At 70.5% G+C, this 24311-nt stretch carries 16 protein-coding genes and 1 pseudogene; 5 read left to right on the forward strand and 12 right to left on the reverse strand.

All coding sequences use genetic code 11. From position 1 onward, the window contains the following. Positions 1 to 3: 3 nt before the first annotated feature. The 5 genes from ACQ5BE_RS11370 to glyA are packed head-to-tail and all read right to left on the reverse strand — an operon-like array spanning position 4 to position 6543. Positions 4 to 702: a sarcosine oxidase subunit gamma gene (locus tag ACQ5BE_RS11370; protein WP_430297133.1), complete on the reverse strand. Its 699-nt coding sequence runs from the start codon at positions 700 to 702 to the stop codon at positions 4 to 6. Further along, positions 695 to 3649 (reverse strand): 2Fe-2S iron-sulfur cluster-binding protein, encoded by a 2955-nt coding sequence (locus tag ACQ5BE_RS11375; RefSeq protein WP_430297134.1) that lies wholly within the window; start codon positions 3647 to 3649, stop codon positions 695 to 697. The genes ACQ5BE_RS11370 and ACQ5BE_RS11375 overlap by 8 nt, the downstream gene beginning before the upstream one ends. Beyond that, positions 3646 to 3972 carry a sarcosine oxidase subunit delta gene (locus ACQ5BE_RS11380; protein WP_344300711.1) on the reverse strand — a complete coding sequence of 109 codons (327 nt, stop codon included), beginning with the start codon at positions 3970 to 3972 and terminating at the stop codon, positions 3646 to 3648. The genes ACQ5BE_RS11375 and ACQ5BE_RS11380 overlap by 4 nt, the downstream gene beginning before the upstream one ends. A gap of 37 nt (positions 3973 to 4009) precedes the next feature. Beyond that, positions 4010 to 5227, reverse strand: coding sequence for a sarcosine oxidase subunit beta family protein (locus tag ACQ5BE_RS11385; protein ID WP_413250076.1), 1218 nt, complete (start codon positions 5225 to 5227; stop codon positions 4010 to 4012). Continuing rightward, complete coding sequence (gene glyA, locus ACQ5BE_RS11390; RefSeq protein WP_430297135.1) at positions 5227 to 6543, reverse strand: serine hydroxymethyltransferase; 1317 nt, start codon at positions 6541 to 6543, stop codon at positions 5227 to 5229. The genes ACQ5BE_RS11385 and glyA overlap by 1 nt, the downstream gene beginning before the upstream one ends. 136 nt (positions 6544 to 6679) lie before the next feature. Between glyA and ACQ5BE_RS11395 the strand changes: the two genes are divergently transcribed. Beyond that, positions 6680 to 7348 carry a GntR family transcriptional regulator gene (locus tag ACQ5BE_RS11395; protein WP_413250074.1) on the forward strand — a complete coding sequence of 223 codons (669 nt, stop codon included), beginning with the start codon at positions 6680 to 6682 and terminating at the stop codon, positions 7346 to 7348. Between the two features lie 334 nt (positions 7349 to 7682). On the opposite strand, the gene ACQ5BE_RS11400 is transcribed toward ACQ5BE_RS11395, so the two are convergent. Continuing rightward, on the reverse strand, positions 7683 to 8504 hold the full coding sequence (locus ACQ5BE_RS11400; protein WP_430297136.1) for an IclR family transcriptional regulator: 822 nt from the start codon (positions 8502 to 8504) through the stop codon (positions 7683 to 7685). Positions 8505 to 8754: 250 nt separating this feature from the next. Between ACQ5BE_RS11400 and ACQ5BE_RS11405 the strand changes: the two genes are divergently transcribed. The 4 genes from ACQ5BE_RS11405 to ACQ5BE_RS11420 all read left to right on the forward strand — a co-directional run bounded on the left by ACQ5BE_RS11405 (position 8755) and on the right by ACQ5BE_RS11420 (position 16524). Beyond that, positions 8755 to 12621, forward strand: a complete 3867-nt coding sequence (locus ACQ5BE_RS11405) for a hydantoinase B/oxoprolinase family protein (RefSeq protein ID WP_430297137.1) — start codon at positions 8755 to 8757, stop codon at positions 12619 to 12621. A 140-nt stretch (positions 12622 to 12761) separates the two neighbouring features. Further along, positions 12762 to 14114: an MFS transporter gene (locus ACQ5BE_RS11410; protein WP_430297138.1), complete on the forward strand. Its 1353-nt coding sequence runs from the start codon at positions 12762 to 12764 to the stop codon at positions 14112 to 14114. Positions 14115 to 14275: 161 nt separating this feature from the next. Further along, positions 14276 to 15055 (forward strand): N-carbamoylsarcosine amidohydrolase, encoded by a 780-nt coding sequence (locus tag ACQ5BE_RS11415; protein ID WP_430297139.1) that lies wholly within the window; start codon positions 14276 to 14278, stop codon positions 15053 to 15055. A gap of 110 nt (positions 15056 to 15165) precedes the next feature. Continuing rightward, the gene (locus ACQ5BE_RS11420; RefSeq protein WP_430297140.1) at positions 15166 to 16524 is read left to right on the forward strand and encodes an MFS transporter; all 1359 of its coding nucleotides are present in this window, start codon (positions 15166 to 15168) and stop codon (positions 16522 to 16524) included. A 71-nt stretch (positions 16525 to 16595) separates the two neighbouring features. Here the strand turns inward: ACQ5BE_RS11420 and ACQ5BE_RS11425 are convergent. The 6 genes and pseudogenes from ACQ5BE_RS11425 to betA all read right to left on the reverse strand — a co-directional run. Next, positions 16596 to 16781: pseudogene (locus ACQ5BE_RS11425) on the reverse strand (orotidine 5'-phosphate decarboxylase / HUMPS family protein); the annotation flags it as partial. Between the two features lie 87 nt (positions 16782 to 16868). Beyond that, positions 16869 to 18407, reverse strand: coding sequence for an aldehyde dehydrogenase family protein (locus tag ACQ5BE_RS11430; RefSeq protein ID WP_430297141.1), 1539 nt, complete (start codon positions 18405 to 18407; stop codon positions 16869 to 16871). Beyond that, the gene (locus ACQ5BE_RS11435) at positions 18395 to 19393 is read right to left on the reverse strand and encodes an ABC transporter substrate-binding protein (protein WP_430297142.1); all 999 of its coding nucleotides are present in this window, start codon (positions 19391 to 19393) and stop codon (positions 18395 to 18397) included. Before ACQ5BE_RS11435 ends, ACQ5BE_RS11430 begins: the two co-directional genes overlap by 13 nt. A 32-nt stretch (positions 19394 to 19425) precedes the next feature. Further along, positions 19426 to 21492 (reverse strand): ABC transporter permease subunit, encoded by a 2067-nt coding sequence (locus ACQ5BE_RS11440; protein WP_430297143.1) that lies wholly within the window; start codon positions 21490 to 21492, stop codon positions 19426 to 19428. Continuing rightward, entirely contained in the window at positions 21489 to 22619 is a 1131-nt protein-coding gene (locus ACQ5BE_RS11445; RefSeq protein WP_430297144.1) for a quaternary amine ABC transporter ATP-binding protein, read from the reverse strand. Before ACQ5BE_RS11445 ends, ACQ5BE_RS11440 begins: the two co-directional genes overlap by 4 nt. Beyond that, positions 22616 to 24292, reverse strand: a complete 1677-nt coding sequence (gene betA, locus ACQ5BE_RS11450) for a choline dehydrogenase (protein WP_430297145.1) — start codon at positions 24290 to 24292, stop codon at positions 22616 to 22618. Before betA ends, ACQ5BE_RS11445 begins: the two co-directional genes overlap by 4 nt. Positions 24293 to 24311 lie beyond the last annotated feature (19 nt).

The following is a 24311-nucleotide window of genomic DNA, read 5'->3' on the forward strand; positions in this document are numbered from 1 at the left end:
CTTTCACCGTACGCCCGCTGCCGCAGCGCCGCTGACCGCGAATTCGCGCATCGCGTCCACGAGCCACCGGCCCACGTGGTCCGCGAACGAGGCCCGCGGGAGCACCCGGTAGGTGTCCTCGCCGGTCTTCCACAGGATCACCGGCACGTGGTCCAGGACGGTCGCGATGGCCGTGCCCACGTCGAAGCGGCGCGGGTGCAGGTCGTAGGAGATGCCCTTCTCGAGCACCGCGAGCGCGCTCGGGCCGCTGAGTTCGAACGTGGTCCGGTTCGCGGAGAGGTCGACGACGGCGCCCGCGGCCCGCGCGCCGGCCTCGCCGAGCGCGTCGCCCACGCGGGCCGCCTCGGCCGGTCCGCGGTCCTCGAAGGCGGAGGTCGGCGTCTCGTCCGCCACCGCGAGGAACTCGTCGGGCCCAACCCACAGGAGGGTGTAGCCGCCGCCCGTCGTCGTGCGCCCGTGGCCCGAGGGCAGGGACGCGCTGAGAGCGGACTCGACGGCCGCGGCGCCGGCGGACCCGGGGACGGCGCGGACGCCGAGCTGGGTCAGGAACGGGATCTCGCGCACGGCCACGCCGCGCTCGCCCTGGACCGTCGCCGCCGCGAAGGCGTCCGCCAGCTGGGCGGCGGGGCTGCGGCGCAGGGCCGCGGCGTCTCCGCGGAGGGCGGTGGGAGCAGGTGCAGTCACTTCAATCGTCTCAGCCATCACGGCGCTTCCCTTCGGGGTCAAAGAGGACGGTCTCACCGACCAGGACATCCACGAGCCGGTCGCCGGCGACGGCGGTGAGGGTCTCGCCGATCCGGTTGCGGCCGTTCTTGATGAGCGCGAGCGCGAACGAGCGCCCGAGCGCCGCCGAGTGGTAGCTCGACGTGACGTGGCCCTGCATCGGCACGGGCCCATACGCGGGGTTCGTGGAGATCCGCTGCTCGATCACCTGCGTGCCCTCCGGGAGGCGGAAGGACGGGTCCACGGGGAGCAGCGAGACCATGTGCTTGCGGTCGGTGCGGGCGGTGTCGAGGCGGGAGTAGGAGCGCTTGCCCACGAAGTCCTTGGCCTTGGACACGATCCACTCCATGCCCGCGTCCTGCGGGGTCACGGTGCCGTCGGTGTCCTGGCCGACGATCGGGTAGCCCTTCTCCGCGCGCAGCACGTGCATGGTCTCGGTGCCGTACGGGGTGATGTTGAACTCCGCGCCGGCCTCGGCCACGTCCTCCCACACCTGCAGCCCGTACCAGGCGGCCACGTTGATCTCGAAGGCGAGCTCGCCGGAGAACGAGATGCGGCACACGCGGGCGGGGATGCCGGAGGCGAGGGTGGTCTCGCGCCAGGCCATGAACGGGAACGCGTCGTTGTCGACGTCGAGCTCCGGGGCCACCTTCGCGATGACCGCGCGGGACTTCGGGCCCACGACGGCGACCGTGGTCCACTGCTCGGTCACGGACGTGAAGTTCACGTCGAGCTCGGGCCACTCGGTCTGGTGCCACTCCTCGAGCCAGTCGAGGACCTTCGCGGCACCGCCGGTCGTGGTGGTCATGAAGTAGCGGTCCTGATCCAGGCGCAGGGTCACGCCGTCGTCGAAGATCATGCCGTCCGGGCCGCACATGACGCCGTAGCGTCCCATGCCGGGGGCGAGCTTCTTGAACGCGTTGGTGTAGATGCGGTTGAGGAACTCGCCCGAGTCCGCTCCCCAGATCTCGATCTTGCCGAGCGTGGTGGCGTCCATGAAGCCCACGGACTCGCGCACGGCGGCGCACTCGCGCAGCACGGCCTCGTCCATGGTCTCCTCGCCCTGCGGGAAGTACCACGGGCGCAGCCATTGGCCGACGAACTCGAACTTGGCGCCGTGGGCCACGTGCCACGGGTGGATCGAGGTGATCCGCTCGGGGTCGAACAGCTCCCCGCGCTTCCGGCCGGCCATCGCAGCGAAGGCGACGGGCGCGTACGGGGCGCGGAACGTCGTCGTGCCGATCTCGCCGATGCCGGCGGCGGAACCTTCACCCTTCAGCGCCGCCGCGATGACGCCGATCGCGTTCACGCCCGAGGTCTTGCCCTGGTCGTTGGCGGTCGAGATCGAGGTGTAGCGCTTGACGTGCTCGACAGAGCGCATGCCGGCGCCGGTGGCGCGGAGGACGTCGTGGACGGTCTGGTCGCGCTGGAGGTCCACGAAGTGGGTGTTCCAGTCCGCGGGCTCGCCGGTCTCACCCGGGACGAGCCAGACCTGGCGGGTCGGGGCGGAGGCGACGGCGGGGCGGGACGAGACCGCCGTGGCGTGCTCGCCGGCCTCGGTCACGAAGCCCGCGTTGAACGCGGCCACCGCGCCCGCGTGCGCGCCCTCGGAGACCACGTCGGAGGTCAGGTACGAGCCCCGGGCCGAGCCGACGATCTGCTGGCCGGTGACGGTGCCGGCCGGCACGAACCCGGCGAGGTCCTCGTCCCAGCGCAGCTTGCCCTGGCGCTGGCTGAACAGGTGCACGACCGGGCTCCAGCCGCCCGAGACGGCCAGGAGGTCCGCCTCGATGCGCTCGGCGTCGTCGGCCAGAGAGCCGTCAGAGGCAAGGCCGCGCACGACGACGGCGCTCACCCTGCCGCTCTCGGGCGAGCCCTCGGTGCCGGCCACCACGGAGCCGGCGATGACGCGCAGGCCGGCGGCCTCGGCAGCGAGGGCAGCCTCGGTCTTCTCGTCCCGGGCGTCGACGACGGCCGCGACCGGGACGCCTGCGGCGGCCAGGTCCGTGGCGGTCGCGTAGGCGGAGTCGTTGGTCGTGAAGACGACAGCGGACGAGCCCGGGCGCACGCCGTAGCGGTTGAGGTACGTGCGGGCCGCGGAGGCGAGCATGATGCCCGGGCGGTCGTTGTCCGCGAAGACGACCGGACGCTCGTGCGCGCCGGTCGCGAGGACGACCTGGGCGGCGCGGATGTGCCACAGGCGCTGGCGGGAGACGCCCTGGCCGCTGAGCTCGCGGGCCTTCTCAGCGCCGAGGTGATCGGTGCGGGACTCGAGGGCCACGATGTAGTTCGAGTCGTAGGAGCCGAACGCGTTCGTGCGGGTCAGCACGGTGACCTCGTCCCCGGCGGCGAGCTCGGCGGCAGCGGCCGCGATCCACTCGGGTGCGGGGACGCCGTCGACCGTCTCCCCCGGAGAGGAGAGCAGCGAGCCGCCCAGCTCGGGCTGGTCGTCGATGAGGATGACGCGGGCGCCGGTGGACGCGGCCTCGCGGGCCGCGGCGAGGCCGGCGGGGCCGCCGCCGATGACGAGGACGTCGGTGTGGACGTGCTTCTTGTCGTAGACGGCCTCGTCGGTGCGCGGATCGAGGGTGCCCAGGCCCGAGAGGTACGTGGCCGTCAGGCCCTCGGTGAGCTCGACAATCGTGGCAGGGAGCATCGTCTCGTCGACGCCGCCGGCGCCGCGGTCCTTGACGGTGATCAGGCCGTTGGGCTCCTCGACGCCTGCGGCGAGGATGCCGCGCGGGCGGCCCAGGTACATGGACGGGCCGGTCTCGACGACGCCGTTGGCGAGGAGGGCCGAGGCGACCGTGTCGCCGGCGAAGCCCGTGTACTCGGTCCCGTCGACCGTGAAGCGCACGACGGCGTCGCGGTCGATCCGCGAGCCCGGCGCCTTCTCGGCGGGGAGACGGTGGCTCTGGCTGGTCACTTCTGGCCTCCATTCGTGGTCGCGGATGCGCCGGTCTGCGCAGGTGCTGCGGTGGCTGCCGCTGGCGCGGCGCCGGTGTAGATGCTCTTGAACTCGTAGGTGACGGTGTCACGGATGGCGTTGAACCACTTGCGGCAGCCGCCGGTGTGGACCCAGCGCTCCGCGAAGGCGCCCTTCGGGTTCTCGCGGTAGAAGAGGTAGCGGGACCACTCGGCGTCGGTCAGCTCGGCGGGGTTCTCGGGGTAGGCCACGTGGGCCTGGCCGCCGTAGTGGAACTCGGTCTCGTCGCGCGGCCCGCAGTTGGGGCAGGTGATGAGCAGCATGCTCGTGCTCCTTTCTGTGTCTGTCTGAGCCTGGGGCTCAGTGGGCCACGGCGGCGGCGCCGTGCTCGTCGATGAGGGCGCCGGTCTCGAAGCGCTCGAGGGCGAAGGGCGCGTTGAGGGCGTGCGGCTCGTCGGTCGCGATCGTGTGGGCCATGGTCCAGCCGGCGCCCGGGGTGCCCTTGAAGCCGCCCGTGCCCCAGCCGCAGTTGACGTACATGCCCTCGACCGGGGCCTTGCCCACGATCGGGGACGCGTCGAGCGTGACGTCGACGATGCCGCCCCAAGTGCGCAGCAGGTGTGCGCGGGCGAAGATCGGGAAGAGCTCGACGGCGGCGGCCATCTGCTCCTCGATGACGTGGAACGCACCGCGCTGGCCGTAGCCGTTGTACGAGTCGATGCCGGCGCCCATGACGAGCTCGCCCTTGTGCGCCTGGGAGACGTACACGTGGACGTGGTTCGACATGACGACCGTCGGGTGCACCTTGTGGTGGAGCTCGGAGACGAGCGCCTGGAGCGGGTGCGACTGGATCGGCAGGTCGAAGCCGGCGAGCTTGGCCAGGACCGAGGAGTGGCCGGCGGCGCAGAGCGCCACCTTGCCGGTGTTGATCGTGCCGCGGTTCGTCTGGACGCCGACCACGCGGTTGCCGTCCTTGACGAAGCCGGTGACCTCGCAGTTCTGGATGATGTCGACGCCGAGCTCGTCGGCCTTGCGGGCGAAGGCCCACGCGACGTGGTCGTGCTTGGCGATGCCCGCGCGCGGCTGGTAGGTCGCGCCGAGGACCGGGTAGCGGATGTCCTCGCTCGTGTTGATGATCGGGCAGAGTTCCTTGACCTGGTCGGCGTCGAGCCATTCGGCGTCGACGCCGTTGAGCTTGTTCGCGCCGACGCGGCGGACGGACTCGCGCACGTCCTGGAGCGTGTGGGCGAGGTTCATGACGCCGCGCTGGCTGAAGAGGAAGTCGTACTCGAGCTCCTCGGGCAGGGCCTCCCACAGCTTGAGGGAGTGCTCGTAGATGGCCGCGGACTCGTCCCACAGGTAGTTCGAGCGGATGATCGTGGTGTTGCGGGCCATGTTGCCGCCGGCGAGCCAGCCCCGCTCCAGCACGGCGATGTTGGTCATGCCGTGGTGGGCCGCGAGGTAGTACGCGGTGGCGAGGCCGTGGCCGCCACCGCCGACGATCACGGCGTCGTACGAGGGCTTCGGGTCCGGGTTCCTCCAGAGGAAGTCCGGGTGTTCGGGCAGGAGGTCCGCCATCACTGGGCTCCGTTCTCGGTTGCGGCCCCGGACTCGGCCGGGGTCAGGTGCGGGTAGAGGGGGTGCTTGTCGGCGAGGACGGCGACGCGGGACCGCAGCGCCGCGGCCAGCTCGTCGTCGAACTCGGGCTTGAGGGCGGCGGCGATGATGTCGGCGACCTCGGTGAACTCTGCGGCGCCGAAGCCGCGGGTGGCCAGGGCGGGCGTGCCGATCCGCAGGCCGGAGGACACCATCGGCGGGCGCGGGTCGAACGGGACGGCGTTGCGGTTGACCGTGATGCCGATCCGGTGGAGCCGGTCCTCGCCCTGCTGCCCGTCGAGCTCCGAGTGGCGCAGGTCCACGAGGACCAGGTGGACGTCGGTGCCGCCGTTCACGACGCCGATCCCCGCCTCCGTGAGGTCGGGCTGCGTGAGGCGGTCGGCGAGGATGCGGGCGCCCTCGAGCGTGCGGCGCTGACGGTCGCGGAACTCCTCGGTCGCGGCGAACTTGAAGGCGACGGCCTTGCCGGCGATCACGTGCTCGAGCGGGCCGCCCTGCTGGCCGGGGAACACCGCGGAGTTGACCTTCTTGGCGAGGACGGGGTCGTTGGTGAGGATGATCCCGCCGCGCGGGCCGCCGAGCGTCTTGTGTGTCGTCGTCGTGGTGACGTGGGCGTGCGGGACGGGGTTCGGGTGGAGGCCGGTGGCGACGAGTCCCGCGAAGTGGCTCATGTCCACGAGCAGGAAGGCCCCGACCTTGTCCGCGATGCGGCGGAACTCGGCGAAGTCGAGCTGGCGGGAGTAGGCGGACCAGCCCGCGATCATGAGCTGGGGCCGGTGCTCGACGGCGAGCCGCTCGACCTCCGCCATGTCGATCCGGTGGTCCTTCTCGGAAACCTGGTACGGGACCACCTTGTAGAGCTTGCCGGAGAAGTTGATCTTCATCCCGTGGGTCAGGTGCCCGCCGTGCGCCAGGTCGAGGCCCATGATCGTGTCCCCGGACTGGATGAGCGCGTGCATCGCGGCGGCGTTCGCCTGGGCGCCGGAGTGCGGCTGGACGTTCGCGTACTCCGCGCCGAAGAGGGCCTTGGCCCGGTCGATCGCGAGCTGCTCGATCACGTCAACGTGCTCGCAGCCGCCGTAGTAGCGCTTGCCCGGGTAGCCCTCGGCGTACTTGTTGGTCAGGACCGAACCCTGCGCCTCCATGACGGCCGTCGGGGCGAAGTTCTCCGACGCGATCATCTCGAGCGTCCCCTGCTGGCGCCCGAGCTCGGCGGCGATGGCTGCCGCGACCTCGGGGTCGGCCTGGACGAGCGGCAGGTCGAGAAGGTTCTCCACGGTGCCTCCTTGGTCTGTCGTCTGCTTGATACCGGAATTGATATCTAACTAATCGTCAACTGATATATTAGTTCTGGCATCGATACTATGGTTCACATCACAGGGGAGTCAAGCGCACCCCGGAAGGAGGCGAAAGGTGACCATCACAGCCCATGCCGAGACGGCCGGGGCGTCCGCCGCCTCGTTCGCCGAGCAGGCGTACCTGACCGTGCGGGACCGCCTCATCATGCTTGAGATCAAGCCCGGCGACCCCATCAACGACACCGCCCTGGCCGCCGAACTCGGGGTCGGCCGGACACCCGTGCGCGAGGCGCTCAAGCGGCTGGAGGTGGACCACCTCGTGGTGTCCTACCCCCGCCGCGGCACGTTCGCGACCATCGTGGACATCACCGAGCTCGCCGACGTCTCCGAGATCCGCGAGCAGCTCGAGCCGCTCGCGGCCCGCCGCGCCGCCCGGGACGCATCGCCGGCCATGCGCGCAAAGCTGCGCGAGACCGCCGACCGCATCGAGTCACTGTCGGAGCCCCTCGACCAGCGCGAGCTCATGCGCTACGACATCACGGTCCACCGGCTCATCTACGAGGCCGCCGGCAACCCGCACCTCACCGACACGCTCATCCGGTACGACAACCTCGCCACGCGCATCTGGTGCCTCGTCCTGGACAAGGTGCCCTCGGTGGCTGGGCACGTCAAGGAGCACGCCGACCTGCTGCGCGCGATCGCAGACGGTGACGAGGAGGCCGCCGGCCGCATGGCCCTCGAGCACGTCACGAGCTTCGAGACCACGATCCGCCAGGCCCTCTGACCCGCCGACGTCACCCCGTGTGGCGCCGACGTCACCCCCTCTGGCGCCGACGTCACCCCGCGTGGGCCCGACGTCACCCCGCGTGGGCCCGACGTCACCCCCTCTGGCGCCGACGTCACCCCCTGTCGCGGCGAGGTCGGGGCGTGTGATGCCAGCGCCGCATCCCGGCCTCGCTCCTAGGCGGTCGGAAGTGCGGTTCCCATCCACAAGTCGCCGTTTCGACGACTTGTCCACGCCGACGGCACTTGCCACGTCGGCCGATGCCCATCCCGTAGACCAGACCCCACCCGCTCGGAGGCCCGAATCGCGGCATCGGGCGGCAGCCCGGCGGAAGTCAGGCCTCGGCGCGCTTGGCCCCGTACCCGAGACGCGCGGACACCCGCCCGGCAGTCTCGACGACGGCCTCAGCCAGCCGCTCGGCAACCTCGCCCTGGGCCCGCGAGCGCGGGGCGGACGCCGTCACGCAGCCGACCATGCGCCCGCGGTAGTCCCACACTGGGGCCGACACGCCGAATTCCTCCGGCGTTGTGGCGCCGTCGTTCACCGCGACGCCATCCGCCGCGACCGTGGTGAGCACATCCAGCGCCCGGCGGGCGGCGGCAGTCTGGGGGCCGCCGTCGTGCGCCCCGGGCAGCACCACGGCACCCGAGGCGAGCAGGTCGCGCGCCGCGTCCGGGGTGAGCCCGGCGAGGAACACCTGGACCGAGGACGAGGCGAACTTGTTGTAGCGCGTACCGATCGACGCTGTGTGCTTGACCTGATGGGGGCTGGGGACCTGCTCGACGACGATCGCCTCCTCGCCGTTCCACACCGCCAGCGCGCTGGTCTCCCCAGTCCGCTCGGTGAGTTCCTCGAGGTAGGGCAGGGCGGCGCGGCGGACGTCGAGATCCGCGAGCAGGGGGCCGGACAGCGCGAGGAGTCCCAGCCCGAGGCGGTAGCGGCCGCTGGCCTCGTCGCGCTGGACGTATCCCGCCTCCGCGAGGCCGGCGAGGATCCGCGAGACGGTGCTCTTGTGCAGCCCTACGCGCTGCGCGATCTCGGTGACGCCGAGGACCGGCTTCTCGATCGAGAAGGCCTCGAGCACGCCGAGGCCGTTGAGCAGGGATGCAGCCGCCCCCTGGGGGGCCTCATCGCTCGTGCGGGGGCGTCCTACCACAATGCACTTCCTAACGGTCGGCTCGGCTGAACCATCTTAGAGTCCACGATCATCTTCGCCGCAACCCTTGTCCGATGCTAGGACAGCAACTACTTTGGTCTCACAGCAACATCATGTGTGATGCACCTCACGGTGCGAAATGTCTTACCTGCCCGAAACCTACGTTGCTCTCTGCGCAAATACCTTGTGGAGTGAGCAACTCGCTACGTGCCGATCAGCCCACGACCGGCAGCATCGAAAGGAAAGCCACATGAAGCGTATAGGCGTTGACGTCGGCGGCACATTCACCGACCTCTACTTCTCCGACGATGAAGTCGGGGCTGTCGTCATCGAGAAGGTCCCCTCCACGCCCGACGACCCCTCGCGGGCGGTGATCGACGGCCTCAACCGGCTCGTCGCGAAGGCCGGCACGAGCCTGGCCGAGATCGACCAGCTCGTCCACGGCACCACGGTGGCCACGAACATCGCCCTGACGCACACCGGTGCCGAGGTCGGCATGATCACCACCGAGGGCTTCCGCGACATCCTCCACATCGCCCGGCACAAGAAGCCCTTCAACTTCTCGCTCCAGCAGGACCTCCCGTGGCAGTCGCATCCTCTCGTGAAGCGCCGCAACCGCCTCACGGTCAAGGAGCGGATCACCGTTCCGAACGGCGACATCCTCGTACCGCTCGACCCGGCCGAGGTGCGCGAGCGCGTCCGGCAGCTCAAGGACGCCGGCGTGGAGGCCATCGCGGTGTGCCTCCTCCACTCCTACCTCAACCCGATGCACGAGCAGGCGATCAAGCAGATCGTCGCGGAGGAGTTCCCCGAGGCGTACCTGTCGGTCTCGAGCGAGGTCGTCCCGCTCTACCGCGAGTTCGAGCGCTTCTCCACGACCGCACTCAACGCCTATGTCGGCCCCAAGGTCTCCAAGTACCTCGACCGCCTCGCGAACGAGGTCAAGGCGCTCGGCTACCAGCGCGAGGTCCTGCTCATGCAGTCCTCCGGCGGCATGACGCCCATCTCCCAGGCCGCCAGGCAGCCCGTCAACCTCCTCATGTCCGGACCGGTCGGCGGCCTCATCGGCGGCATCTGGGCCGGCCAGCAGGCGGGCTTCGAGAACGTCGTGACACTGGACATCGGCGGCACCTCGGCGGACATCGGCGTCGCGCCGCAGGGCACCCTGCGCATGCGCCACCTTCTCGACACCAAGGTCGGCGACTACCAGGCGATGGTGCCGATGGTGGACATCGACACCATCGGCGCCGGCGGCGGCTCGATCGCGTTCGTCGACGACGGCGGCATCTTCCGCGTCGGACCGCAGTCCGCGGGCGCCCGCCCCGGCCCCGCCTGCTACGGGCACGGCGGCACCGAGCCGACCTCGACGGACGCGCAGCTCGTCCTCGGCCGCCTCCGGGCGCGGCGCAGCCTCGCGGGCGGCGACATGAAGCTCGACGTCGACCTGGCCCGCGACGCGATGTCCAAGGTCGCGGACCGGCTCGGCATGAGCATCGAGGAGGCGGCCCTCGGAGCGCTCCAGATCCAGAAGTTCGGCATGAGCCAGGCCATCGAGCTCAACTCCGTGCGCCGCGGCTACGACCCCCGTGACTTCACGCTCGTTGCCGCCGGCGGCGCCGGGGCCCTCTTCGCCTGCGAGATCGCAGCCGAGCTCGACATCCCGCATGTCCTCGTCCCGGCCCACCCCGGCATCATCGCCGCGACTGGCCTGCTGGCCACGGACCAGAAGTACGAGTTCGTCGCGACTGCGCGCTACTCGCTGCCGGACGCGGACGCCGCCGGCCTCCAGTCCCGCTTCGACTCCCTCGCGCTCGAGGCCAAGCACCAGCTCTCCGCCGACGGCGTCCCCGCCGAGCGGCAGAAGCTGCGCCGCCTCGCGGACGGCCGCTACGAGGGCCAGGGCTACGAGGTCCGCTTCGAGGTCCCCGACGGCGAGGTCACGCCCGAGTGGCTCGAGGGCCTCGTCGAGCTCTTCCACGAGGCGCACGAGGCCGAGTACGGGCACCGCTTCGCCACCGGCGGCGTCGAGATCGTCAACATCCGGGTCGAGGGCATCGGCACCATGGACGAGCTGCCCGCACCGAAGGCTGAGGGCACGACGACGGCGCTCGCCGAAGCGATCGTCGACCGCCAGTCGGTGGTCTTCGACGAGGGCGGGAAGGCCGTCGGCTTCGACACCCCGTACTACGACCGCTCCAAGCTGGGCGCGGGTGTGCGCATCGAGGGCCCTGCCATCATCGAGCAGTACGACTCGACCGTCGTCGTGCCGCCGCACTTCTCGGCCGCGATCGATCCGCACGGCAACATCGTCATCGACTGCCCGAAGAAGGCCGCGGCCGACGCAGAAGGCGGCGAGCTTGCGACCCCCATCCTCATGCGCGTGATCGGCGGCGCGTTCAACTCCATGGCCAAGGAGATGGCCTCGGTCCTGTTCCGGATGTCCTACTCGTCGATCATCCGCGAGTCCGAGGACCTCGGCGCGGGCATCTTCGACGCCGAGGGGCACGTGCTCGCGGAATCCGACTCCACGCCGATGTTCATGGGCGCCATGCCCAAGATCGTCCGCGGCGTCATCAGCGTCCTGGGCGACGACATCCACGAGGGCGACATCATCCTCCACAATGATCCGTACCTCGGGGCGACCCACTCCCCCGACGTCGCGATCATCATGCCGATCTTCCACGAGGGCGAGCGGATCGGGTTCGCCGGCGCGTCCGGCCAGCTCCTCGACATCGGCGGCGCGTTCCCCGGGCTGGCCATCGACATCGTGGACAACAAGGCGGAGGGCCAGATCTTCCGGGCGCTCAAGATCCAGGAGAAGGGCGTGCGGCAGGAGTCGCTCCTGAAGCACATCCTCGGCAACACGCGCACGCCCACCCACAACGCGGGCGACCTCGAGGCCATGATCGCCGCGTGCGAGCTCGCCACGAGCCGCTTCCTCGACCTCACGCGCCGGTACGGCCGCGAGGCCATCGAGCAGGCGGGCCAGGGCTGGATCGACTATTCGGAGAAGATGCTCCGCGCCGAGATCGCCAAGGTCCCGGACGGCGTGTACGAGACGGAGGTCGGCTACCTCGACGACGACGGCAAGAACTACGGCGAGAAGCTGCCGATCAAGGTCAAGGTCATCATCGAGGGCGACGAGATCACCTACGACCTCACCGGCTCGAGCCCCCAGGTGCCCACCGCGTACAACTGCCCGTTCGAAGGCACCACGGTCTCGGCGTTCACGTTCATCACGCGCATGATCTTCCTCGACGAGGTGGCCCACAAGGTCTTCGTGCCGCAGAACGAGGGCATGCTCAAGCCCGTCAAGGTCATCGCCCCCGAGGGCACGATCTTCAACCCGACGTACCCGGCGGCGTGCTTCGCCCGCTTCGCCCAGGTGCAGCGCGCCGTCGACCTCGCCCTCCGCGCACTGTCCCCAGTCCTGCCGCAGCAGGTCACCGCGGGCAACTCGGCCCACATCCACTTCATCTCCTACTCGGGCTGGAGCGAGAAGGCGGGCGAGTACTGGGTGTACCTCGAGGTCAACGAGGGCTCGTACGGCGGCCGGCCGGACAGCGACGGCCTGGACTCCGTGGACAACCTCATCGCGAACACCCGCAACAACCCGATCGAGGAGCTCGAGTGGCGCTTCCCGATGCGCACGGACCGCTACGAGCTCCGCAGCGACCCCGCGGCCGCGGGCGAATTCCGCGGCGGGATCGGGATCGTCCGCGAGAACACGTTCCTCACCGACACGGTGGTCACGTGCGAGGGCGAGCGGCACGAGTCCGACGAGCCGTGGGGCGTCTTCGGCGGGCGCGACGGGCTCAACGGCTCGCTGACGAAGAACCCGGGGCGCGCCGGCGAGGAGAGCTGGCCGTCCAAGGTCACCGCCCGCCAGCTGCACGCAGGGGACTCGCTCGAGATCACGGTCCCGAGCTCCGGCGGCTACGGCGACCCGCTCAAGCGCAGCCCGGAGCAGGTCCTCTCGGACGTCCTCGACGGCTTCACGACGCTCGAGCTCGCCGAGCGCGACTACGGCGTCGTGATCGATGCCGCGACGATGACCGTCGACGCCGCACGCACGGCGCAGCGCCGCTCCGCGGCGACGGTCCACGCCGCTTCCTGAGCGCGTTCTAGGAAAGCAACACCCAGCAGTACCGCACTGAATCCACTCACTGGGGCGGCCGGGGGGCGCACAGCGTCCCTCCCGGCCGCCCCTTTCTATGCCCACCTCCCACCCATAACCGCCTCACCCCAGGAGTACTCATGGAACCGATGGAAAGCACCCTCGACCCGACGACGGCGTCTGGGTCACCGCGCACACGCACGACGGCGGCGCCTCCCCCCGCAGGAGAGCTCACCGCGCGCGACGTCCGCATCGCCACCTGGATCTGCTTCTTCGCGTGGACGTTCGCCGTGTACGACTTCGTCCTGTTCGGCAACCTGCTGCCCGTCCTCGCGGCGGAGGTCGGCTGGGCCCCCGCACAGTCCACGGAGGTCAACACCTGGGTGACGGCCGGGACAGCCCTCGTCGCATTCGCCGTCGGCCCCCTCGTGGACCGGATCGGGCGCCGCAAGGGCATCCTGATCTCCGTGATCGGTGCGGCGATCGCCTCGCTCCTGACGGCCGTCGCAGGGTGGGCCGTCGGCGTCGTGGGCGGGCTCGGGGTCGTGCTCCTCATCCTCGTGCGCTCGGCCGCCGGCCTCGGCTACGCCGAGCAGTCGGTCAACGCGGCGTACCTCAACGAGCTCTTCGCCCACGCCTACACCGACCCCAAGAAGGCAAGGCGCCGCGGCCTGATCTACTCCCTCGTGCAGTCCGGCTGGCCGATCGGCTCGGTGCTCGCGGCGGCGTCGATCTACCTGCTGTTCCCCGTGGGCGGGTGGGCGCTGTGCTTCATCGTCGCCGCCTTCCCGGCCATCTTCATCGTCATCGCGGGCCGCTGGCTCAAGGAGAGCCCGCAGTTCGAGGCGCACCGGCACGCGAACACGGGCGGAGGGTCTCCGCTCGCCGAGGCGTTCCGGGGCGAGTCCCTGCGCTCGACTGTGGTGATCGGCCTGTCCTTCCTGCTCAACTGGGTCGGCGTCCTCGTCTTCGCCATCCTCGGCACGTCCCTCCTGAGCGCCCCGGACGGCAAGGACATCCCGTTCACGAACGCCCTGGTGATCCTCGTCGTCTCCAATGCCACCGCATTCGCCGGCTACGTGTTCCACGGCTGGCTGGGCGACAGGATCGGCCGGCGCAACACGATTGCCCTCGGCTGGATCCTGTGCGGCGCGTCGTTCACGGCCATGCTCCTCGCGCCCTCGGGCAACTTCGGGATCGTCGTCGCCCTCTACAGCGCAGGCCTGTTCTTCCTCATCGGCCCGTTCTCCGCCCTGCTGTTCTTCAACGGCGAGAGTTTCCCGGTGCGGACCCGTGCCACGGGCGGCTCGATCATCAACGCCGGGGGGCAGGTCGGGGCCATCCTCAGCAGCTTCCTCATCACGCTCGCCCTGGGTGCCGGCTGGAGCTGGACTACCGCGGCCTTCTGGATCGGCTGTGTGCCGATCTTCGCCTCCGGGCTGCTCATCCTCGCCGCGAGGAACGTCAACCCCCGCACCGTCCGCCAGGACTAGCCCCCGGCCGCAAGAAGAAAAGTCCTCCACACCTCTTGTGCGTTGCTGTATAAGCAAATATATTGGCTACACAGCAACACATGAGGTGCAGATCACATGATTGCCAGTTGTTGCTAAGCCAGCAAATGCCTACCACACACAGCAAAATGAAGGAGTACACCATGAGCCAGGACGTCGCAGTGAACCAGGACATCGAAGCCCGCCTTGCAGCAGTGCTGGAGGAGGCCTTCGAAGCCGGCACAGACATCTACAACGAGCGTGGCTTCAAGCGTCGGGTCGGCTACGGCAACCGCCCCGCCGTCATCCATATCGACCTCGCCAACGCCTGGACCCGTCCGGGCCACCCGTTCAGCTGCCCGGGCATGGAGACGATCATCCCGAACGTCCAGCGGATCAACGAGGCCGCTCGCGCCAAGGGGGTCCCGGTCTTCTACACCACCAACGTGTACCGCAACCGCGACGCCTCCTCCGGGACGAACGACATGGGTCTGTGGTACTCGAAGATCCCCGTGGAGACCCTCCCTGCGGACTCCTACTGGGCCCAGATCGACGACCGCATCGCGCCCGCGGAAGGCGAGGTCGTGATCGAGAAGAACCGCGCCTCGGCGTTCCCGGGGACCAACCTCGAGCTCTTCCTGACCGCCAATCGCATCGACACCCTGATCGTGACCGGCGCGACCGCCGCCGGGTGCGTGCGCCACACCGTCGAGGACGCGATCGCGAAGGGCTTCCGCCCGATCATCGCCAGGGAGACCATCGGCGACCGCGTCCCGGGCGTCGTGCAGTGGAACCTCTACGACATCGACAACAAGTTCGGCGACGTGGAATCCACGGATTCGGTGGTGGAGTATCTGAACCGTCTCCCGCAGTTCGAGGACACGGTCCCGAAGACCCTCGCGGATCGCCAGCCCGAGGTCGCGGCCCCCGCGGACCCGGCCTGATTCGTGCCGTACAGCGCCCGCCGTCTTCGTCCGACGGCGGGCGCTCCGCATAATGGCGTCGAGGACCTCGTACGCCCCCGAACGATCCCCACCCTCCCCGGGAGCACCCCATGAACCCCGCAGTCCCCTCCACCCCTGGCGGCGCGACCGCCCCCGTCCCCCAGTCCGTGCTCCGCAAGGTCACCGGCGCCGCAGCCGCGGGCACCGTCGTCGAATGGTTCGACTTCGCCGTGTACGGCTTCCTCGCGACGCAGCTCGCCCACGCCTTCTTCCCCGCCGGCGACGACGTCGTCGGCCTGCTCCAGACCTTCGCCGTGTTCGCGGTCGCGTTCGCGCTCCGGCCCATCGGCGGGGCCGTGTTCGGAGTCCTCGGCGACCGGATCGGGCGCAAGCGCGTGCTCGCCCTGACCGTCCTCCTCATGTCCGGTGCCACCATGGCGATCGGCCTCCTCCCGACGTTCGGTGCCGTGGGCGTCCTCGCGCCTCTCCTGCTGACCCTCGCCCGCAGCGTCCAGGGCCTCTCCGCCGGTGGCGAGTACGCCGGCGCCGTCGCGTACGTGATCGAGCACGCGCCCGCCGACCAGCGCTCGCGCTACTCCTCCTGGATGCCCGCCGCCACGTTCGGCTCGTTCTCGGGCGCTGCCCTGCTGTGCTGGGGCCTCACGGCAGGAATGGGCCCAGCAGCCATGAACGAGTGGGGCTGGCGCATCCCGTTCCTCGTCGCCGCGCCGCTCGGCATCGTCGCGTTCTACATCCGGCGCCGCCTCGACGAGTCGCCGGTGTTCCAGCAGGCCCTCGAGGCCCAGCGGGGCAAGGAGCACGCTCCGCTCCGACGCACGTTCGCCCTCCAGTGGCGGCCCATGCTCGTCCTGGGCGGATACATCGCCCTCACCGCCCTGAGCTTCTACACGTTCTCGACCTACATGACCACGTTCCTGCGCGAGGTGGTGAAGATGCCCGCCGACCTCGTGCTGTTCAGCAATGTCATCGCCCTCGCGTTCGCCGCCGCGCTCGCCCCGGTCCTGGGCCGCGTGTGCGACCGGATCGGACGCAAGCCCACCATGGTCGCGTCGTCCGTGCTGCTCGGCGCGCTCGCGGTGCCGGCGTACCTGCTGGCCTCCGGCGGGTCCTTCGGCATGGCACTCGGCGGACAGGCGCTGCTCGCGGTCGGCGCGGTGACGGCGAACGTCGTGACCGCCGTCCTTCTGTCGGAGGTCTTCCCCACAGAGGTGCGCTACACGGCGTCGGCCATCACCTACAACGTCAGCTACGCCGTGTTCGGCGGGACCGCCCCGTTCGTCGCGACATGGCTCATCGCGGCCACCGGCAACCCCATGGCACCTGCGATCTACCTGACGGTGATCGCTGCGGGGGCACTGATCGCAGCGTGGCTGCTGCCCGAGACGGCGCACCGCCCGCTCGACGGACGTGTGACGGCGCGCCACACCCCGGTCCACGATCGCGCCTGAGCGGCACAGCACGACGGACGCCCTGCCGCAGAGCGGAACGCCTACAGGCGCTCCGCTCCGCGACAGGGCGTCTTATCGTCTGCGCAGGCGGCCTTGACGGCGCCCGCGATCGTGGAGTCGTCGGCGCTGCCCAGGACCGAGACGAGGTCGGCTCCGGCCTCGAACGCGATCTCGGCCTCGGGTTCGCCGGCGTCCATCGTCTTCAGGTCCGCGAAGACCACCTTCGTGGGGTGGGCCTCCTTGACGGCGGTGACGGCGAGGAAGCTCGGTTGTGGGCTCGCGGGCCGAGGCGATCGCCGTCGCTGCCGAGGCCCGGCAGAGCGGCGCCCGGGCCTGAACCGTGGTCAGGCGGGGGCCGAACCCCCGAACCACCCGCTGGGGGCCGGGGCGATGTTCTGCCAGATGTGCTTGGCCTCGCGGTACTCGTCGAGGCCGGCGCGGCCGAGCTCCCGGCCGATGCCGGACTTGCCGAACCCGCCCCACTCCGCCTGGGGCACGTAGGGGTGGTAGTCGTTGATCCACACCGTCCCATGGCGCAGCGCCCCCGCGACGCGCTGGGCGCGTGAGGCGTCCGAGGTCCACACGGCCCCGGCGAGGCCGTACTCGGTGTCGTTGGCGATCGCGATCGCCTCGGCCTCGTCGCGGAAGGTCTCGACCGTGAGCACGGGCCCGAAGGACTCCTCGCGGACCACCCTCATCCCGCGGCGGCAGTTCCCCAGCACGGTGGGCGGGTAGAAGAACCCGTCGGCCAGGGCACCCTCGTCGGGGATGTACCCGCCGCACAGGAGCTCCGCCCCCTCGGCGAGGCCTGCCTGGACATAGGCGTGCACCTGCTCGCGGTGCCTCGCGGAGATGAGCGGGCCGGCCTCGGCCTCGGGATCGAACGGCCCGCCGAGCCGGATCAGCCTCGCCCGCCGGACCACCTCGGCGACGAACCGCTCGGCGATCGACTCCTCCACCACGAGCCGGGCGCCCGCCGAGCAGACCTGCCCGGAGTGCAGGAAGACGGCGGTGAGGGCATTGTCGACGGCGGCGTCCCAGTCCGCGTCGGCGAAGACGACGTTGGGGTTCTTCCCGCCGAGCTCGAACGCCACGCGCTTCACGGTCTGCGCGGCGGCGGCCATGATCGTCTGCCCGGTGGACAGCCCGCCGGTCAGGGAGACAAGGTCCACGCGCGGGTCCGCACTCAGCGGGCCGCCCACCACCGATCCGCGCCCGGTGACCAGGTTCGCCACGCCAGCCGGCACGCCGGCCTCGGCGAGGGTCTCCATGAGCAGGATCGAGGTCGACGGCGTGAGCTCGCTGGGCTTGAGGACGAACGAGTTCCCCGCCACCAGGGCCGGGGCGACCTTCCACGCCGCCTGAAGCAGGGGGTAGTTCCACGGGGCGATGAGCGCGCACACGCCCAGCGGCTCGTACACGACCCGGCTGATCGCCCCCGGCCTTCCGGTGTCCACGACCCGGCCGGCGTCGAGTCCGGCGACCTTGCCGTAGTACCGGAAGCACGCGGCGATGTCGTCCAGGTCGTATTCGGCCTCGACCAGCCGCTTGCCGGTGTCCAGGGCTTCGGCCCGGGCGTAGGCGGCCTTGTCCCGCTCGAGGAGGTCCGCGACGCGCAGCATGACTGCCCCGCGCTGGGTGTCCGTCAGGCGCCGCCACGGGCCGTGGTCGAAGGAGGCCCGGGCACTGGCGATCGCCCGTTCGGCGTCCACGGCGCCGGCCGAGACGACGACGGCGACCTCCCGCCCGTCTGCCGGGCAGCGCACGGTGGAGGTGGCGCCGTCGTGCGCGTCCTGCCAGGCCCCGTCCACGTACAGGCCCTTTGCGGGCCCGGCGGCCGCGTCGGGCCCAGCCTCTTCGGGCGCCGTCGCTACTTCAGCCATGCCGCGACCTTGTCGGGGTTGGCGTCGATCCACTTCTTGGCGGCGGCAGCCGGGTCCATGCCGTCGCGGGCGATGTATCCGGAGACCGTGTTCTGGTCCTCGTTGGTCCAGGTGAAGTTCTTCACGAGCTTGTAGGCGGGGCTGCCGGAGTTGGCGAACTTGGTGGAGGCGATCTTGTTCAGGTCGTACTTCGGGTAGTCGCAGGCGACCTTGGCGGCGTCGGCGTCGCAGCCGTCGGTGTAGGCGGGAAGGTTGACCTTGACCAGGGGGACCTCGGCCATGAACCACTGAGGGTCGTAGAAGTAGCCGATGAGGGGGGTGTGGTTCTGCTCTGCCTGGCGGAAGGCCTGGATCAGGGCGGGCTCGGAGCCGGCGTAGACGACCTTGAAGTTCAGGCCGAGATTCTTCACGAGGGCCTCGTCGTTGGTGACGAACGAGGGGTCACCGTCCAGGAGCTGGCCCTGGCCGCCGGACTCGGAGGTCTTGAAGAGGTCCGCGTACTTGTTCAGGTTGGCCCCGTCGGTGATGTCCGGGTACTGCTTGGCCATCCATGGCGGGACGAACCAGCCGATCACTCCGGTGTTGCCGGTCGGGCCGGCGTCCACGGCGGTCTTCTGCTGCTTGATGTACTTCTCGGTCAGGTCGGGGTGGCCCCAGTTCTCGATGACGGCATCGACCTCGCCGCTGCCGAAGCCCTGCCAGGCGACCTCTTCCTTGAGGGTCTTGTAGTTCACCGTGCAGCCGAGCTTCTCCTTGGCCAGCGTCCCGACGACGTAGGCGTCGGCCTCGTAGCCGACCCAGGGGTTCACGGCCATGTTGAACGTCCCGCACGGGGCGGCCCCGCCCGAGGAGGCGGTCGAGGCTGAGGAGATGTCCCCGCCGCAGGCGGTCAGGGACAGGGTCGCGGCGAGGACGACGGCGGCGGCGGCCTTCGCGGACCCGGTGCGCTTGAGCGGGCGGGGGCAGTGCTTGATCCAGGGTTTCATGGGGTTTCCTTCGTGGGGGGAGTTCTGTGGGACTAGACGCGGCCGTAGCGGGCGGCGGCGTGCTGGGCGATGCGGTCGAGCATGACTCCGAGTGCGGTGATGGCGATTCCGGCGGCCAGGCCCTTGCCGAAGAGCTGGCCCTGGGAGAAGCCGGAGACGACGAGGTAGCCGAGGCCCCCGCCGCCGACGAGGCCGCCGACGACGACCATCGCGAGGACGTAGAGCAGGCCCTGGTTGGCGGCCAGGACGACCGCGGCGCGGGCCATGGGCAGCTGGACGCGGGAGACCATCTGCCACCCGGTCGTTCCCATGGACTCGGCAGCCTCCACGGTGACCGGGGAGACCCCCCGGATCCCGTCGGCGACCAGCTTGGTAGCGATCGGGACGCCGTACGCCAGGGCGGCGACGATGGCGGTGAAGCGGGTCGGGCCGAACAGGGCCAGGGCGGGGACGAGGTACACGAACGGGGGGATGGTCTGGAACGCGTCCAGGACGGGGCGGATGGCCGAGTCGACGAGCCTGCTCCTGCCCATCCAGACGCCCACGGCGACCGCGGCGACGACCACGAGCAGGGTGGCCACGAGCGTGGTGGCGAGGGTCTTCATGCTCTCGTTCCACAGCCCGGTGCCCAGGATCACGGCCTCGCAGGCCACGGTCACGGCTGCCGGGCGCCAGCCGCCGAGGGTGAAGGCGAGCGCGAGCAGCACCAGCGCCATCGCCCACCACGGCGACTGCGCCAGGAGCGACTCGAGCGGGTTGACCAGAGCCGCGGTGACGGCCTCCCGGAGCCAGTTCGTGAAGCCCGAGAACGTCCCGACCGTCCAGTCCGTCGCGCCCGAGACCGCCTTGGCGAGCGGGCCGCCGAGGTCCGGTGAGGCGGGGAACTGGGCGAACGCGAGGTAGGTGCGGGAGAGGTAGACGGCGACGGCCACGACCACGGCCCCGACGACGACGGCGATCCTCCTCCCGCGCCGGCCGCGCATCCCGGTCGCGGCCGTCCCGCGCTGGACGCGGGCCTCGATCCCCGAGCGCTCGGAGGCGGCCGTCGTCGTGCGGTCCAGCATGATCGCCATCAGCACGATCGCGAGCCCCGAGACGAACGCCGAACCGACGTCCAGGGACTGCAGGGCCTGGATCACGGGTCCTCCGAGTCCGGGGCCGTTGATGAGCGTCGCGATGGTGGCCATCGAGAGCGCGGCCATCGTGCACTGGTTGATCCCGACGACGATCGTGCGCCGCGCCATGGGCAGCTGGACCTTGAGCAGGGTCTGCCATGCGGTCCCGCCCATGGACTCCACGGCCTCGAGCGTGACCGGGGAGACGGCGCGGATGCCGTGCTCGGTGATGCGCACGAGCGGCGGCAGCGAGTAGATGATCGTGGTCACGATGGCCGCGGCGGGGCCGATCCCGAACACGAGGGCGAGCGGGGCCAGGTACGCGAACGAGGGGAGGGTCTGCATGAGGTCCAGCACCGGGGTGACGACCGCGGCGGCCCTGCGGTTGCGGGCCATGAGCACGCCCAGCGGGAGCCCGACGACCGCGCAGATGGCGACAGCAACGAACGTCACGATGAGCGTGTCGATGCTCTGCTGCCAGTAGCCGAAGAAGCCGAACAGCAGCACGCACGCCGCCACGAGCAGCATCGAGCGGATGCCGGCGGCCGCGAACGTCGCCCAGGCCAGGAGCGCGACGACGCCGAGCCAGCCGATCTCGGGCACGGGCCGCACCGCTGAGGGCTGGCTGAGCAGGTGCTGGAGGAAGGCGACGGCACCGTTGAGTCCGTCGGTGACCGGCTGGATGAGGTACTCGAACACGGCCGAGGTGCCCCGCGCGGCGTCGAAGCTGTCCCGGAGGCCGTTGAGCCACGTGTGGACATCGGTCCGCTCGGCACCTCCCAGCTCGAGGGTCTGGGTGCCCCGCAGGGCCGCCCACGTCAGGAGCCAGGCGAGGACGACGGCGCCCAGGACGGCCGCGCGCCAGTGGCGGCGCAGCGCGCCGGTGCGTGCCGGCGGCCGCGTGGCGGGCTCGGCCGCGCGCTCCCGCGCACCGGCGGGCGCCGGCACCGCCGCGTCCGCGCGGTCCGTGGTGACGGTGCTCATGCCGCACCCCCGGCCGCGGCCGCCGCAGCGCCGCCCAGGACGGCGGGCTCCTCGGCGACGACGACGCGGAGGACGTCCTCGTCGTCGACCACGCCCAGGAACCGCTCCCCCTCGAACACCCTCACCGGCAGCGCCGAGGCAAGGACCTGCCTGGCTGCGTCCCGCACCACGCAGTCGGCCTGCATGACCGGGCCCTCGAGGGACTCGCCGGCGCGCGGGGGCCGGACCACGTAGCGCAGCGTGAGCACGTGCGAGCGGGGCACGTCGGAGACGAAGTCGCGCACGTAGTCGTCGGCGGGGTTCGCCACGACCTCGGCGGGCGTGCCGATCTGGACGACCTCGCCGTCGCGCATGATCAGGATCCGGTCCCCGAGCTTGAGCGCCTCCTGGAGGTCGTGGGTGATGAAGACCATCGTCTTGCCCACCTCCTCGTGCAGCCGGCAGACCTCGTTCTGCATGTCGCGCCGGATCAGCGGGTCCAGCGCCGAGAACGGCTCGTCGAAGAAGAGGACCTGCGGGTCCACAGCCAGCGCGCGGGCGAGCCCGACGCGCTGCTGCATGCCGCCAGAGAGCTGGTCTGGGAAGGAGCCCTCGTAGCCGGACAGGCCCACGAGGTCCACCATCTCCTGGGCCCTCGCGAGCCGCTTCGGCTTCGACTCCCCGCGGACCTCGAGGCCGTAGGCCACGTTGTCGATCACCTTCCGGTGCGGCAGCAGGCCGAACTGCTGGAAGACCATGGCCATGTGGTTCCGGCGCATCTGGCGCAGCCTGGCCCTGCCCGCCCGGGTGACGTCCTCGCCGTCGATCGTGACGGTGCCCGCGGTGGGCTCGATGAGCCGGGTCAGCAGGCGCACGAGCGTGGACTTCCCCGAGCCGGAGAGGCCCATGACGACGAAGACCTCGCCAGGGGCGACCTCGAACGAGACGTCCTTCACCGCCGCCAGGCACCCGGTCTTGGCCTGGAGCTCCTTGCGGCCCAGATGCTCGTCGGGCGTGCCGATGATCCTGTCCGCCTTCGCCCCGAAGATCTTCCACAGCCCCTCGACCTTCAGCGCGGGCTCTCGGGAGTCCCGGCCCGCGGCGGCGTGGCGTCCGGTCGCGGCGGGATCCAGGACGGTGGCGCTCATGCTGCCTCCTCGGTCTGGGCCAGTTCGTGGCGGTGGTAGGCGAGGTCCTCGGCGGGGAGGGCGCGTCCGAGGATATGGTCTGCGGCCTTCTCGGCCAGCATCATGACGGGGGCGAAGATGTTCCCGTTGGTCACGTAGGGCATCGCGGAGGCGTCCACGACGCGAAGGCCCTCGGTGCCGTGGACCTTCATGGTCAGGGGGTCCACGACGGCCATGGGGTCGGAGTCGGGGCCCATCTTGGCGGTGCACGAGGGGTGGAGGGCGGTCTCGGCGTCGCGGGCGACCCAGTCCAGGATCTCCTGGTCGGTGGTGACCGCGGCGCCGGGGGAGATCTCCCCGCCGTTGAACAGGGCCATGGCCGGCTGCCGGAGGATCTCGCGGGAGACGCGGATGGCCTCGATCCACTCGCGGCGGTCCTGCTCCGTGGAAAGGTAGTTGAAGAGGATGGAGGGGCGCTCGGCGGGATCGGCGGAGCGGATCCTCAGGTGGCCGCGGGCGTCGGAGTACATCGGGCCCACGTGGACCTGGTAGCCGTGCTGGACGTCGGCCTTTTTCCCGTCGTAGCGCACGGCCACCGGGAGGAAGTGGTACATGAGGTTGGGGTAGCCCACCTCGTCGTTGGAGCGGACGAAACCGCCGCCCTCGAAGTGGTTGGTCGAGGCCGGGCCGGTGCGGCCCAGGAGCCATTGGAGGCCGATGAACGGCATCCTCCACAGGTCCAGGGACGGCTGCTGGGAGACGGGCTGCAGGCACGCGTGCTGGATGTAGACCTCGAGGTGGTCCTGCAGGTTCTCCCCTACCCCGGGCAGTGCGACGCGGGGCGCGACCCCGACCGAGCGCAGGTGCTCCGGGTCGCCGATGCCTGCGAGCTGGAGCAGCTGCGGGGTGTTGAACGCGCCCCCGCACAGGATGACCTCCCCGCCCGAGACCACGTGCTCCTGCCGGCCCCGGCGGTAGCGGACGCCGGTGGCGCGCGTGCCGTCCATGACGATCCCGGTGACGAAGGACAGGGTCTGCACGGTGACGTTGGGCCGGCGGCGCGCGGGGCGGAGGTAGCCGCGGGAGGCCGAGTAGCGCTCGCCCCGGTGCACGTTGCGGTCGAACGGGCCGAAGCCCTCCTGGCAGAAGCCGTTCACGTCCTCGGTGCGGGGGTAGCCGGCCTCGACGGCGGCGTCGAAGAACGCCTGGAACAGCGGGTTCTCCGCCGGGCCGCGCTCGAGGATCAGCGGGCCCTCGTGGCCGCGGTACGGGTCCTCCGGGGCTGCGGCGAGGCAGGTCTCCATGCGCTTGAAGTAGGGCAGGCAGTGTGCGAAGTCCCAGGACTCCATGCCCGCATCGGCGCCCCAGCGCTCGTAGTCCAGCGGGTTCCCGCGCTGGAAGATCATCCCGTTGATGGAGCTGGACCCGCCCAGGACCTTGCCGCGGGCATGGGCCACGCGGCGGCCGCCCATGAAGGGCTCGGGGTCGGACTCGTAGCGCCAGTCGTACAGCGGGTTCCCACTGGGGAACGTCAGCGCCGCCGGCATCTGGATGAACAGGTCCCACGGGTAGTCGCTGCGCCCCGCCTCCAGGACGAGAACGGTGCGGTCCCCCTCCGCGCTGAGCCTGTCCGCCAGGACCGAGCCGGCGCTGCCACCGCCGACGATGATGTAGTCGTACTGCTTGCCTGACATGATGTGCGCAGCTCCTTGA

The sequence above is a fragment of the Sinomonas sp. B1-1 genome, assembly GCF_050474465.1.
Taxonomy (GTDB): Bacteria; Actinomycetota; Actinomycetes; order Actinomycetales; family Micrococcaceae; genus Sinomonas; species Sinomonas flava.